Source organism: Pseudoalteromonas sp. NZS37 (assembly GCF_015864265.1).
In the GTDB taxonomy this organism is placed as follows: Bacteria; Pseudomonadota; Gammaproteobacteria; order Enterobacterales; family Alteromonadaceae; genus Pseudoalteromonas; species Pseudoalteromonas arctica.
Map to the genome: position 1 here is coordinate 470622 of NZ_JADYXL010000003.1, position 13453 is coordinate 484074.

The following is a 13453-nucleotide window of genomic DNA, read 5'->3' on the forward strand; positions in this document are numbered from 1 at the left end:
CAGCTAAGTGGTATTCTACTACCACTGTATTTCTTGTACTATATTACCAAGTGGGCTTTTAACGCCCACTAAGTTTACGTTGTTATTTTGCAAACTCACCAATCTACCTTTATCTAAATACCATCTAAAAGTGTGCTTTTTATAGCTTTTTAAATCCAGTACAGTCAGTTTTGCGCAACTGTATTCATAATCCGCTGGGCAAGTACCTACTTCGAGTAACTGATATTCTTGCTGCCATATATTATCGCCGTATTTATTAGCCAGTAACTTTACTGAAATACATACTGACGTCCACAACCATAAGTAAATTAAAATAGGTAAACCGATTGGTATAAATACTGAACGGAATTTCCCGTGCTCAACAATATAATCTTTAACCGTATGTTTAAATTCAAAGTTATTATTGTATTTTTTATATAGGTGCCTAAATAAAGCAACCGATAACACGATCGTCATTATTGGAAATAACGTAAATGTTAAGGTGTTATATATACCGTTGGGGATAAAAGCGGGATCGGCTTGTTCATCCCATGCAAGTAAAACCAGCGGAGGTGCTGTTACTAAAAGTAATAAGGCGCTGTTGAATAGTTGTTTAAAGGTCACAGGGGATTCACTTATAAAATGCTGCTTGTATAAAGCCCAAATTAGCGCTTAATGTTTAGCTATTGAATGCTAAAGCCAATGTAAAATAAGAGTATACCTAAATAAATTGTAATCGCCGATAATGCTTTTTTAGAGCGCAGGCGCTTAACAAGGTCGTGTGTGCCATCAACCATACCGGAAATAACCAGTAATATGCCCCCTGTAAAACGGTAGTTGTTTAAGTTCACGTTACCATTATCGTCAGTTATAAAGCGTAAATAACCAAAAATTATAAAAAGACTGCCTGCTATTAGTACTGCAATTTTAAAGTTTTCCAATGCTTTTCCATAATATTGAGTTAGATACTAAAACGCCACTAAGTTGAGTCATTATAATTTTACTATATTTCGAATTTAAATTTTGCCTAAATCCATTAAATGGCCTTATTATGTCGCTATATTAGGCGTATATACGCTAAAGCCTGATTTATATTGTGCATTAGCAAGTACACCTTAGTTATATTTTGGGTAAGCTGTTAAGATGCGCCGTCTTAATAATGTAGAAAGGTTATAGAAGTAACATGTCAAAATTTTTCTTTATGGGTAAGCCCGACATAATGGGTAAAAATAACAGTAATGGATTTGCGCCAAATCGTACTGCAAAGGTAGGCACAGAGTTGCACCCGTTAACGCTAATTGTAAACTCAGCTGAACGACAATCAGAAATAGAAGCAATACTAGAAGAGCATTCGCTGTTTGCTTCAATTGAAGTTAAAGCAGACGTACCAGAAGATATTCGCGAACTAGACTTTGCGCTTAGTAAGTCAACACCACAAGTATTTGATAAAGTACCAGAGCGTAACGCACCTTGTGTATGTGGTAGCGGCAAAAAATATAAGAAGTGTTGCGGTTAGTTTCTTAACAACTAAATATGTAGCCTTTCTTTTTTCATCGGTATTAAATAAAAATGCCACTGACCTTGAGCCAGTGGCATTTTTAATGTTAACCGATTATATGTTTAACTACTTACGTGGCTCGTAATCAATTCTAAATATAACCGTGTAAAGTACTGGCACTACAATGAGGGTTAGTATGGTAGCAAAGCCCAAACCAAACATTATTGTTACCGCCATTGACTGAAAAAATACGTCAAATAACAGCGGGATCATACCCAAAATAGTGGTTATAGCTGCCATTGCAACCGGTCGTACACGGCTCACACCAGAGTCAAACACGGCTTCATAGGGCGATTTACCTTCCCTTAATTCAAGATTTATTTGATCAACTAATACAATACCGTTTTTAATTAGCATACCGCTTAAGCTTAACAAACCAAGTAGCCCCATAAAGCTAAACGGCGCATTCATCGCTAACAAGCCGGCACTTACACCAATAATAGCCAACGGCACAGTTGCCCAAATAACAAGTGGCTGTTTAAGTGAGTTAAAAAGTAATACCGTGACTGCAAACATCGCTAAATAACCCAGCGGTAATGAGCCAAATATTGCTTTTTGAGCTTTGCTTGATGACTCAAACTCGCCGCCCCATTCTAGTTGGTAACCACGCGGTAGTTCCATGTTCTCTATCGGACCGCGAATACGGGCAAATAGTTTTGCAGGTGTTTCATCCCCTAATACATTATTATCGGCCATTACTGTAATAGTACGTTTGCGATCGCGGCGCATTATTAGGCTGTCTTCCCACTGCACATCAAATTCGTCTACAACCTGAGTCACTGGTACAAATACACCCAATACTGGGCTGTATATTTGAAGGTCGTGTACGCTTTCTACGTTTAAGCGCTCGTTAGCGGGAGAGCGAGCAATAATAGGTAGTAACTGTGTACCATCGCGATATACGCCCACTTGTTTACCCGATAAGCTCGTTAGCAACACATTATCTAAGTCTGATTTACTAATACCTAATCGACGTGCTTTTTGCTCGTTAAACTGCGGGCGAATCATTTTGGTACGTGCGCGCCAGTCATCACGAATATTATACGCGCCTTCGTCTTCACCAATCAGCTCTTCGGCTTTAGCGGCGAGTTGTCTTAAAACAACAGGATCAGGGCCCGAAAAACGCGCTTCTATTTTTGCATCAGTAGAAGGGCCAATTTCCATCGGTTTAATTTTAAGCTGTGCAGAGAGTGCATGATTGCTTGAGTAATCACGCACTGTTTGCATTACAGTTGCTACGGCTTCTCTGTCGGCAACACGAATAATTAATTGCCCATACGCGGGATATGATTTTTCAGGCGCGTAGGTAAGCATAAAGCGCGGTGCACCTTGGCCTGTAGTACTTGTTACTTCTTCAACAAGGTCTTCTTTTTGTAAAAACTCTTCGAGCTTTTTAACGCCCTCTAGGGTTGAGCGAATATCAGAGCCTTGCTCTTGCCAGTAATCTACATAAAACATAGGTGTATTAGAGGCAGGAAAAAACGACTGTTTTACAGAGCCAAAACCAACAACCGCAGTACACAGTAAAACAACCATTAATATAAGCGTGGTTTTTCTAAAGTGCAGCGCTAAATCTAAAATCGCTTTGTAACCATTAAAAATAAAGCCTTTGTACGGGTCTTCATCTTCTTGGCCTTCTTCGTTTTTAAATTCGTTTTCTTTAAACATTAAATTGGCAAAAAATGGCGTTAGCGTAATGGCTGTTATCCAGCTTAATAAAAGCGAAATAAACAACACCCAAAACAAGCTACCGGCAAATTCACCACTGGCATCAGAGCTTAAACCAATTGGCGCAAAGGCAGTGACTGCAATTACTGTTGCACCTAGTAAAGGCCATTTTGTTTGCTCAACAATATTAACAGCCGCTTTGAGTTTTGTTTGGCCACGTTTAAGGTTTATCAGTATGCCTTCAGTGACGACTATTGCGTTATCAACCAGCATACCAAGAGCAATAATAAGTGCCCCAAGCGATATACGTTGCAAGTCGATAGCAAACAACTTCATAAATATAAACGTACCCAGTACAGTAAGCAGTAAAATACCACCAATTAAAATGCCGCTTTTTAAACCCATAAATAACAGCAGTACAACAATAACAATCGCAATGGCTTCAAGTAAGCTGATAATAAAACCATCAACCGATTTTTGAACCTCTTGTGGTTGGTTGTATACCGAATTTATGTGAATACCATGAGGGCGTTGATATTCAAGTGATGCTAAATGCTTGTCTATGTTTTTACCCACATCAACCACGTTAACACCCGACATAAACGACACGCCAATAAGTAAAGCTTGCTGAGAGTTATAACGAATAATGTTATTTGGTACTTCTGCGTACTCTCTGTAAACCTTTGCTACATCGCCTAAGTAAATAAGCTCATTGGCACCTGATTTTGAAATTAATAAGGTTTCGAGCTCTTTTACATCTTTAAATTCGCCAGTAGGATGCAAGCGAATTGATTCATCGCCCACGCGAATTTTACCCGCGTTAGATACCGTATTTTGCGATTGCAATAACTGGAATATATGGCTTGGCGCAATACCTAATTGAGCAAGTTTACGCGTAGAAACTTCAACCATTACTTGCGCTTGTTGTTGCCCCGCAACGGTTACTTTACTAACGCCTTTAACCAATACCAGTTCACGCTTTAAAAAATCGACGTAATCTTTAAGCTCATCATACGAATAACCATCGCCGGTTACCGAATACATAACACCGTAAACATCGGCAAAGTCGTCCAAAATAGTGCTTGGGTAAACACCACTGGGTAACGATGGAGAAAGGTCGTTAATTTTACGACGCATTTCATCCCAAATTTGGCGAAGCTGCTCTTTACGATAATTACTTTTCATTTCTACTGAAATTTGTGATTTACCGTTAGATGAAATAGACGTAACGTAATCAACATAAGGCAATTGCTGAATCGCGTTTTCAATCGGAAAAGTAACTTCTTCTTCAACTTGTTGCGGCGACGCGCCAGGGTACATAGTAATAACCATGGCTTTTTTAAGCGTAAACTCAGGGTCTTCTAATTGCCCTAAATCAAAGTACGACACACTACCGCCAATTAATAGCAGCAGCGTAAACATCCAACTGATTACTTTTTTCTCTATGGAGAGTTGTGCAAAGCTCATAATTATAAGCCTCGCTCTTTATTCCATGCTCTTACTTTCATGCCTTCTTTTAGTGAATGCACACCGGCAGAAACCACAATTTGGCCTTCTTCAATACCGCTTAATACTTCAATACCATCGCGGTGCAACTGGCCAACCTTTACAGCTTGTTTATGCACTTGGCTAGTTTTTGAATCAAAAAGCCATACGTAGGCGTTATCTTCAATTGATTCTTGCGGCTCAGAAAACACCGACTCGATAGGTAAGATTGTATAAGCAACTTGCGAGCGCGTTACTTTACTTAAATCAATAAGCACGCTACCCGTCATACCGGCTAGTAAATTAAAGTCCTCAGGTACTGGTAGCGAAAATACAACTTTATAAGTAAGTGTTGCAGGATCTGCTTGGGTATCCCACTCTTTAATATCAAGTATGTATTCTTTGTCGTCAAAGCCATCAAACTTTACAGTAGGGTGGTAATCGGTGCCTTTTTTAAAGCGAGCGACTATTTTTTCAGGAACCTGAATTTCTACGTCCATTAAATCGCGTGTTTCTAAGCGTAATATATTTTGCTTTGCTTGAATATTTTCAAAGTTTTTAACAAACACCTTAGCCACTGTGCCTGAAAATGGTGCGCGTAGTTCACTGTATTCAAGGTTCGTTTGTGCAATTTTAAATGCAGATTCAGCAATTTGCATATTAGCAGTGGCTTGATCTAATTCTGATTGGCTGGTGATTTTTTTCTCAAACAATTGCTCAATACGGCCAAGTTGTGACTTTGCCAATTCAAAGCGCGCTTTACGTTCGTCAAACTGTAATTGAAAATCTTCTGGATCCAGTTTTGCTAATAAATCACCTTTTTCAACGTGTTCACCAGCAAGCACAGGAAACTTAATAAGTTCGCCGTTTACCCTAAAAGCAAGGTACGAGCCTTGGTTTGCAACAACTTCAGCAGGAAAACTACGAATGTTAATTTGCGTATCATGACCTATGTTGAATAATTTAACAGGGCGAATAGGCTCTTCTTTAACTTGTTGTTCTGGCTCAGAACAGGCTATTAAGCTAAGTAAGGTCGTTGTTAATAAACATAGACGAAAGAGTTTCATGTCTTCTCCGTTGCAATGATGGCAAAATAATTAAGTGCAGCATACGCTGCAAACATATAAAATAAAAATCATTAAATTTTAGAAACTCAATAAGTTTTACTTATAATGTTGCAGAGCGGTATATGAAGCTGAATCAATTAATAATTTTAGATGCCATAGTGCAAAGCGCAAGCTTAAGCGGAGCAGCACTAAAGCTACATAAAACGCAGCCCGCGCTTACACTCGCAATTAAAAACTTAGAAGCCAAAATAGGGTTTGAGTTACTAGACAGAAGTAAGTACCGATTGCAGCTTACTGAAAAAGGGCGTGTTTTTCACCGCGAAGCGCAGCAACTACTGCATGCCAACAACGAGCTAGCACAGCTCGCTAAAGAATTGGCATTAGGTAATGAACCCCAATTTAGAGTTTGTTACGAGCAACTTTGTCATATGCAGAGTTACAACGAGATCATAAGTAATACTTTTAGGTTATTTACCAGCACAGAGTTTAGCTTAACAAGCGGGAAGCGCTTTATTTCATTAGAGCAAGTAAACAGTGGGCAAGCCGAATTAGGTATTGGCCCGTGGTTTGATTTATTTCATGCGACAGGCGATTTAGAAAGCGTACCCATAGGCAGGCTCGATATTGGTATTGTGAGCGCTAAAGGCGTACTCCCTCAAAAACTCACCTATAGCGAACTGCAAACGTATCCGTGTTTAGCCATGTTTGAAAGTGACTTGAGTATCGACAGCGACAGGCTATCGTACTCAAAAGGCTCCGCCATGATGAAAATTGATGATGTATCGACCCTAAAATCGTTTTTACTCTCTGGCGCGGGTTGGGCAATGATGAGCCTAGAGCACTGCGACCCTGAAATAAAAGCAGGCTTACTTCAAGAAATACACATAACTGACCGAGAGCATAAATTTAGCGCGCAAATTAGAGCCTTTAGACAACATGCAATGCACCACGGCCCTGTAGCGCGTACTATTTGGGAGCAATTTAAAGTACTTAGTGAGGCGTATTTAAATGAACGCTGATATTGATAAAGAAACACTTATTTATACTGTTATCGCAGGTATACCAATAGGCAAAGTAGCAAGTTACGGGCAAGTTGCAGCTCTTGCGGGCTACCCGCAAAATTCACGATTGGTGGGGCGCTTATTAAAAATGATGCCAAACGACTCGGTTATACCTTGGCACAGGGTAGTGAATAGCCAAGGTAAAATATCATTCCCTGCAGGTAGCAAAAAATACCAAGAACAGCGCGAAAAGCTACTATCAGAAGGTGTGCTATTTAAAAACGACAAAGTGAATATGCGCGAGTGCCGATGGGAGTGATATGACTATTATTGGCAGGTAAGTGCTAGTGTAGGTCGGATAAGCGAAGCGCCATCCGACACAGTAAAATACCTTGCCAATTATTATCAACGTTTTATGTTGTCGAGTGGCTGGAGAGTGCCAACAGCAGACATTGCTAACGGCTAGTTAATTAGTGAGTAACGTCACAGTGAAATAATACCATTATGTCGTAAACACTAAATTAAAATCGAACCTCGTGAGAACCTTTCTTAAACAGTTGCCAGTTTTAACATTAAAGAAAATAAAGCATACATTGAAAAAACCACTGGAATAAATACTTCAATTAACATCCGAATTCTAATTACTGATTTTACTTTAAGTACTGCACGATCTACTTTAACTTCAATATCTTGCATAAAAATATGATTTAAAAGGCCTTCCTCTGACCTCTTTTTTTCAGATTCTATAATTTCAGAAATTTCACTAAATTTATAAGTTATTCTTTCTGAATAAATAAAAGTTAAAAAGTTTACTAGGAAGTAAATTACCACAGCACATAATAAGGTTATCAGTGCTGCTTGGTTTGAAGAAGTAAAGCTAATACCGAATGCTGTAATTTTATCAGGGATTAAACCGACGTTTCCTACTAGAACCCCTACGAAAGAGCTAAGCATGAGATATTTTCGAGATAATCTAGTGCTTTCATTTAAAGGTTCTTTCAATTTTTCTTGAATAGTTTTCAACATTAATCCTCATGAAACTGCTATCACCACAAACGCGCAACCAATACCAAAGCCTTGTTTTTGTGTGAATATTTATCGCACAAAAACGAAGTGGAGACTTGTTATTCCCTTTAGAATTCTATTTTGGGCTGTATAAATGATTTTCTGTATGGTTTGCATTGACAATTTTTCTCGAACATAGCCTTAGTAGTACTATCTAACTCCAACTCTTTACCAAGTATTGATTTACACCATTCGCAATCTTCGTTTGTTATCGCACTAGACAAAGAAAACTTTTTAACCTCTGCATTAATGCATTTGTATAGATTGTCATCCCACGCTCTGGTTATCGTTGCCTTACAGTAGATTACATTAATAGCAGCATTGATTTTTTGAGCCTGCTCTCTAGGAGCTCCAAATATTCGAGATATATCTTCGACTTTAAGCTTACTTTCATGTAGCAGGTGTTGCATTACTATAGAATATTTATCTTTTGATATTAGCTCACAGGCATTAAGTTCTTTGTTGAAGTAAGCTTCTACGCCTTCAACTTCTAGCTTTGGATTCTGTGTATTTTCCTTTGGCTTGCTCTGAAACAGGGATACTATTTTCTTTAACACTGTTCTACTCCTTTTTAGGCATACGCTGAGTCATTCTATTTTAGGAAAAACGTGATGTCAGATTTAATGCGCTCGTTAGCACGTTTTATGCGATCACAGGGACTTTATTAGTGTTGTCTAATCTCCTGTGCACAAATGACATAAGTGCAAAAATATCCAGAGCATCCTGCTCAGTCATTGGCCATGTTGTTTTCGGCGAATGAGCAACTGGATTTCGTACTGCACCAAATAGCCCGACTAAAATATTGCTAAAGCCTTTCTGCTCACTGATCTCTGTTTCAGTAGAAAGTGAATTAATTGCTAATATTGGTTTGTTAACTGAAAATGCAGTATTAACAAGAACGGCACCATCAGTAGGTAAACTTGCCATATCTCTGATACGTTGTGCAACTCCCTTGATGGCTTCAAGTACTGCATGAAAATAATTTTCTTCTAATAACTCAGCTTTGCAATAGTTGAATATTTCAATATGAGCGCCTCGATCTTCTAGCGTACTTCTCAGTGCACCAGCTCTTGCCCTTGCACCTTTAAGAGTAGTTTCTGCTTGTGCTCGTATTGTTTTTCCATCTTCTCTTACGCTATAACCTGAGAACGACAAAACCACATTTAATTCTGAGCGACGCCACTCAAAAGTATCTTTGTTTCTTGCATAGCTTACAGGGTCCATTGCGCGGTTAATAAACATTATCAAGTGATTACCAACTTGATAATTATTTTGCGCTTCTACGAGAGTGTTAAATAACCTCTTCCATTTAGTCATGGTTGGAGATACATCGTTTAATTTACAATCTTGAATTAGATAACCAATTTCTGAACTTGTAAGTCCACGCTCAGTATCCGCTATAACTCGACATACCGCTTCAAGAGTTTGAGGGCTGAACGGATCAATTTTCGACATAGATGACTCCATACGTGCTAACAGCTTTATCAGTGGACACTTTCCCTATTCTAGCGCGAAAACGTCCTTATTTTATGAGTTTCTATTAATAGCAAATAGTGTAAGTTATTGCCATTAATAAATATTATGCTTAGGAAAGGTTATTTTACTATGTAAAAAAGGGGAAAACTTTCTCTTAGTATCGCTTAGCTAATCCCAATTGATTCTGAGTATCCGTTGTTCGGTGTGAGTTCAAGCATTCGAAGCCGACATAATGGGTACGTGCCAGCTGAGAAGTTGATTGTTCAGAATTCACTCTTTAAATATGCAGACTCGTCTATATAATCAATTACCAATTCAAAATATTGAAGAGCCGAACCACCTAAAGCTCCATCTATTTTTTTATCCATCATTGATGACATGAATTTGTGGAAGTTATTATCTGTCCTCCGTGTAAACCAAACCGGCCCTGTAACTTGCTCGGCAATCATAACTTTAGGGACCTTTATCATTGATTCTCCAGTATTAGACTCCGCCTTTTCAATAACAGCCCAACTTGGATTTTGAGTTTTCCAATTTTCAAAAATACTAGCTGAAATAAAAGAAGTACCTACTACCTTTGATGTACCTTGTATATGCTTTGCCGCTGCATCGGTTAATATTGATGTTGCACCAGTATCTAAAAGCATTTGGTATTCTATTCCTTGAACTTTTATTTCGATTCTAGGAAATGCGGTGGTGTATTTTTGTTGCGAGTCTTTTTGAAAACCTAGTTTTATCTTTTTGAATTTGTATAAGTTTATTTCATCTAAAGATTGCAGGATCGACATGGATTTACTTAAATAGTCAATTTTAATAATTTTTTCTGCGTGCCATCGGCCACCTAAAAAACCATCAAAGTCTTCCTCAATTGATAGTTCATCCTTAGGGACTATAAATAAATAGCCTTCCATAAAGTTTTGCAAACCACCAATAGGAATTTCTGAGCCAGCTTGAAAGTCCGGCATACTTGACAGTGTATGCACATTATCTTCATCTACTTTTTTAATTGTAGGCCATTTATATTGTTGATGAAGTTCTTTCGATATAGCATTCCAACCGCCACCTGTATCTGTAAAGAACTTTAGCTTTTGACCATCTTTCAGTTCTGGAGTAAGAAAGATGCGGTTATTATCAAATTTAGTGGGTAGTTGTTGTTCAGCTAAAAGTTGAAATGAAACTAAAGTTAAAACAAAGAAAAGAGTTACTAGTTTTAAATTATACATTGATCATCCATGATTTTTTAAAATTACAATTTGTCCATCCTAACACTTAGTTATTATGAGTGGTGAATTAACAATGACACCTATCCTAAATTTTGGTGTGGTTGTCTTGCTTAATTGTTGTTTAATTTGTTTGCGTATTCCTTATTGTCCCCAAATTAATAATTTTCATTTCAGGTCTATATCACGTTAATTTCTATAAAATTGTAATATTTCCCCTGTACCTTATTTACTTTATTTCTATTTGGCAGCTGTGAAGCTAAGTTGCCATAAAATTATAATTAAATAATAGGTAAATACCCTAATGAAGGCTTTAACCAAAACCGCTCTAATAGTTGTTATTTCAAATGCTCTTTTTGCGTGTGGTTCTGATAACTCAGATACAACAGAAAGTACTGAGCAAGTTGTAAATGAAAGTACAGAAACTACAACGGTGACGCAAGGAGCTAATAAACTTGCAGAAAATAATAGTGATAATGTTTGGCGCTTTGCGGTTATACCCGATACTCAAGGTCGAGATGATGATGATTATAAACAAACAATTACACATACCTACGATGGTATAACGTTATCTGTCGATATTGGTTATGACGTTAATAATGATGATATTTTTGATGGTGAAGGTTGGAAGATTGACGTATCTGACCCTTATAATGCTATTTTTGTTGATGAAAATGGAGATCCGCTTACTGCTGGCGGCGTGCCGGTCGAAATTGCAAGTAGCGAACGTTCAGATACGCCTTATGATTTTAAACACCTTCCCGCTTTATTAGTTGACCCTATTGTTTCTAAGATAAAAGAAGAGGGGGTTTCAGTTGTACTCGCAGTAGGTGATATGACCGATGTACGCACAGAAAATGAATATGTTGAATGGATGAATAAGGTTGGCACGCCTTTAACTGAAGCCGGAATGACTGTTTTACCTGTGCGTGGTAATCACGAAATTGTAGATGGTTATGATTGGCTAAGTTGGTTTACTACTTCAGTGGATACGACAGACAATCGCTCTGTTAATAATATGGATAATGATATTGATGCATATACCGATGCAGATTCACAGGAATTCGATCAAGGGTACAATTTGTATCAACAATACCCAGGAAAACTATTAAGCAAAGGGTTAGAAAGCGGCGAAATAGTGGGTTACGAAGGTATTGAAGATCTTATGTACTATACCGTTCAAAACAATACCCTATTTATTGCTATAGACTTTTATGCCAGTGATTTAGTGTCTGTTAACTATGAAGGTACTTGGCTTCTTATTTATGATTGGTTAAAAAATGTTTTAGAAACAAAAGGGACTACGGTTGATCATATCGTTATGTTTGGTCATGAAGCTTTATCAACCAAAAAGCGTCCGTCTGTTTATGATTATGATGAATATTTTGACTATATTAGTTCGTTAAAAAGCGATGGAACAAGTGGAGATGAGGATGAAACTGAGCCAGGTATATTAGGGCTTGATACTGGTCAATTAGGTTATTTACAGCTGCAAGATGAGTCTTCACCTGGCTTAATGGATAACGTCCTTAATTTATTGAGTGAATATAAAGTTAACTATATTGCTGGGCACGATCATCAATACTCTCGTAGCTTAATTCATCCAGATAATTCGAATCCATCCGTTGGCTTTACGCAAATTGTTGCCGGTAATGCATCTTGGAAAGCGTATAACAATCGTTATGGTATTCATGATAAATATGAAACGGGTTTAGCGCAGGATAATTTTGCTCAAGTAGGTGACTACGAAGGAACAAATAGTCAGTACACTAAAGATTTAACTAAGTATGAAAAATCAAACAAAATTTCATTTGTGATTGTTGAAGTTAATGGTCGTCAAATTACGTTTAAAAACTATTATGCACCGGTTAATTTCTCAGAAGCAGATATGAACATGGGTACATACTGGGATGAACCTCAAAATGCTTGGGTGCAATATGATGTTGATTCAGCAGGTAAAACCATTGAAGAAATTATCCCTATTGAATGGAATGTAGGTGATAGTGCAAGCTATACGAGTGATGCGCTACAGCGTGTTGTTTCTCCTTACGAATCTTATTGGGCAACAACAAAAACACCTGATGAAGCCGGTTATATTGGTACGCAAGCGGCTATTTTAGATGGTTTTAATTTAACGTATAACAGTGTTGAAGTGTTAACTACCGATACCCAAGATAAAAAGCAGGTGGGCGTTGATGCAAACTATCAAGATAACTTAGGTACAGGTAAAGGTGAATATACAATCTTTGCTGATGCTTATAGTATTCCTCGAGAAGAGCAAGCAATGAATGAATTATTGTCATTGAGCTGGTTTACTGACGAGGATGCTACAACTGTATCTGATATTTTGTACATTAATGGTAATTTAAACCAAGATGGCTCATATAAAAACACAAACGGATTTGTGCAAACCAGCTCTCCTTCAGAGTTGTTTTTTGATAAAGATGCAGTGGAAACCGATAATCCAACAAATGTTATTCGAGATGGTGTGATCACCGCTGAAGATGACGCTGATGCAATGGCGATTGCAATAACAGCTCCCGAAGGCGTTGATTTATCAACTTTAACTATTGGTCGATACAATGAAGAAACGGGTGTTTGGGACGCGTTTTTAGATGAAAACTGCTTTACTGCTACCTCTTACTCGGATGACTTTAGCGTTATGTTTCAATCGGGTGCTGGTAGTGCGCCAAGTGATGTAAGCAGCAGTTGTGGGACTTATTTGTGGGGTTATAATTATAACAATAACTCTGTTTGGGGTTTTACACATAAAGACGGTCGATTTGCTTTGGTTTTAAAAGTTGATAATGCTGGGTAAAGACCTCATTATTTTTGAATTTATATAATTTAGTGTATTTTAAATCGATATAGAGCCTGACTTTATATCGATTTTACATATGTGATCCTCTAAATATTTCGATGTGCTGCTTGTTG

12 protein-coding genes are annotated in these 13453 nt (G+C 37.8%); 4 read left to right on the plus strand and 8 right to left on the minus strand.

Features of this window, described 5'->3' with window-relative positions:
* Window positions 1-18 precede the first annotated feature (18 nt).
* A complete protein-coding gene (locus I6F47_RS08025) occupies window positions 19-603 on the minus strand; it encodes a hypothetical protein (protein WP_165722760.1) in 585 nt (194 codons plus the stop codon).
* Window positions 604-662: 59 nt separating this feature from the next.
* Complete coding sequence (locus tag I6F47_RS08030; RefSeq protein WP_165722761.1) at window positions 663-920, minus strand: MetJ regulator of methionine regulon; 258 nt, start codon at window positions 918-920, stop codon at window positions 663-665.
* Window positions 921-1162: 242 nt separating this feature from the next.
* Here I6F47_RS08030 and I6F47_RS08035 point away from each other — a divergent pair, with 242 nt between their 5' ends.
* The gene (locus tag I6F47_RS08035) at window positions 1163-1495 is read left to right on the plus strand and encodes a PBPRA1643 family SWIM/SEC-C metal-binding motif protein (RefSeq protein WP_010552992.1); all 333 of its coding nucleotides are present in this window, start codon (window positions 1163-1165) and stop codon (window positions 1493-1495) included.
* Window positions 1496-1603: 108 nt separating this feature from the next.
* Here I6F47_RS08035 and I6F47_RS08040 read toward each other — a convergent pair whose 3' ends face one another.
* Both I6F47_RS08040 and I6F47_RS08045 read right to left on the minus strand, forming a co-directional pair.
* Window positions 1604-4672: an efflux RND transporter permease subunit gene (locus tag I6F47_RS08040; protein ID WP_197183651.1), complete on the minus strand. Its 3069-nt coding sequence runs from the start codon at window positions 4670-4672 to the stop codon at window positions 1604-1606.
* 2 nt (window positions 4673-4674) lie between these two features.
* Window positions 4675-5757, minus strand: a complete 1083-nt coding sequence (locus tag I6F47_RS08045) for an efflux RND transporter periplasmic adaptor subunit (protein ID WP_197183652.1) — start codon at window positions 5755-5757, stop codon at window positions 4675-4677.
* A gap of 122 nt (window positions 5758-5879) precedes the next feature.
* On the opposite strand from I6F47_RS08045, the gene I6F47_RS08050 reads away from it, so the two are divergent.
* Both I6F47_RS08050 and I6F47_RS08055 read left to right on the plus strand, forming a co-directional pair.
* Window positions 5880-6776, plus strand: coding sequence for a LysR family transcriptional regulator (locus tag I6F47_RS08050; protein ID WP_197183653.1), 897 nt, complete (start codon window positions 5880-5882; stop codon window positions 6774-6776).
* Window positions 6766-7077 carry an MGMT family protein gene (locus I6F47_RS08055; protein WP_197183654.1) on the plus strand — a complete coding sequence of 104 codons (312 nt, stop codon included), beginning with the start codon at window positions 6766-6768 and terminating at the stop codon, window positions 7075-7077. Before I6F47_RS08050 ends, I6F47_RS08055 begins: the two co-directional genes overlap by 11 nt.
* Window positions 7078-7307: 230 nt before the next feature.
* Here the strand turns inward: I6F47_RS08055 and I6F47_RS08060 are convergent, their stop codons facing one another.
* From I6F47_RS08060 to I6F47_RS08075, 4 genes are all read right to left on the minus strand, one after another.
* Window positions 7308-7784 (minus strand): hypothetical protein, encoded by a 477-nt coding sequence (locus I6F47_RS08060; protein ID WP_197183655.1) that lies wholly within the window; start codon window positions 7782-7784, stop codon window positions 7308-7310.
* Between the two features lie 107 nt (window positions 7785-7891).
* On the minus strand, window positions 7892-8380 hold the full coding sequence (locus I6F47_RS08065; protein ID WP_182752947.1) for a hypothetical protein: 489 nt from the start codon (window positions 8378-8380) through the stop codon (window positions 7892-7894).
* 85 nt (window positions 8381-8465) lie between these two features.
* Entirely contained in the window at window positions 8466-9278 is an 813-nt protein-coding gene (locus tag I6F47_RS08070) for a TIGR02391 family protein (RefSeq protein WP_197183656.1), read from the minus strand.
* Between the two features lie 284 nt (window positions 9279-9562).
* The gene (locus I6F47_RS08075; RefSeq protein WP_197183657.1) at window positions 9563-10522 is read right to left on the minus strand and encodes a hypothetical protein; all 960 of its coding nucleotides are present in this window, start codon (window positions 10520-10522) and stop codon (window positions 9563-9565) included.
* A 301-nt stretch (window positions 10523-10823) separates the two neighbouring features.
* Here I6F47_RS08075 and I6F47_RS08080 point away from each other — a divergent pair, with 301 nt between their 5' ends.
* Entirely contained in the window at window positions 10824-13337 is a 2514-nt protein-coding gene (locus I6F47_RS08080) for a metallophosphoesterase family protein (RefSeq protein ID WP_197183658.1), read from the plus strand.
* Window positions 13338-13453 lie beyond the last annotated feature (116 nt).

What these genes read in the sequence shown, in the direction of transcription:
- I6F47_RS08055 (WP_197183654.1), top strand. Translation starts at nt 6,766, where the DNA reads ATGAACGCTGATATTGATAAAGAAACACTTATTTATACTGTTATCGCA.
- I6F47_RS08040 (WP_197183651.1), bottom strand. Translation starts at nt 4,672, where the DNA reads ATGAGCTTTGCACAACTCTCCATAGAGAAAAAAGTAATCAGTTGGATG.
- I6F47_RS08045 (WP_197183652.1), bottom strand. Translation starts at nt 5,757, where the DNA reads ATGAAACTCTTTCGTCTATGTTTATTAACAACGACCTTACTTAGCTTA.
- I6F47_RS08050 (WP_197183653.1), top strand. Translation starts at nt 5,880, where the DNA reads ATGAAGCTGAATCAATTAATAATTTTAGATGCCATAGTGCAAAGCGCA.
- I6F47_RS08080 (WP_197183658.1), top strand. Translation starts at nt 10,824, where the DNA reads ATGAAGGCTTTAACCAAAACCGCTCTAATAGTTGTTATTTCAAATGCT.
- I6F47_RS08070 (WP_197183656.1), bottom strand. Translation starts at nt 9,278, where the DNA reads ATGTCGAAAATTGATCCGTTCAGCCCTCAAACTCTTGAAGCGGTATGT.
- I6F47_RS08035 (WP_010552992.1), top strand. Translation starts at nt 1,163, where the DNA reads ATGTCAAAATTTTTCTTTATGGGTAAGCCCGACATAATGGGTAAAAAT.
- I6F47_RS08075 (WP_197183657.1), bottom strand. Translation starts at nt 10,522, where the DNA reads ATGTATAATTTAAAACTAGTAACTCTTTTCTTTGTTTTAACTTTAGTT.
- I6F47_RS08060 (WP_197183655.1), bottom strand. Translation starts at nt 7,784, where the DNA reads ATGTTGAAAACTATTCAAGAAAAATTGAAAGAACCTTTAAATGAAAGC.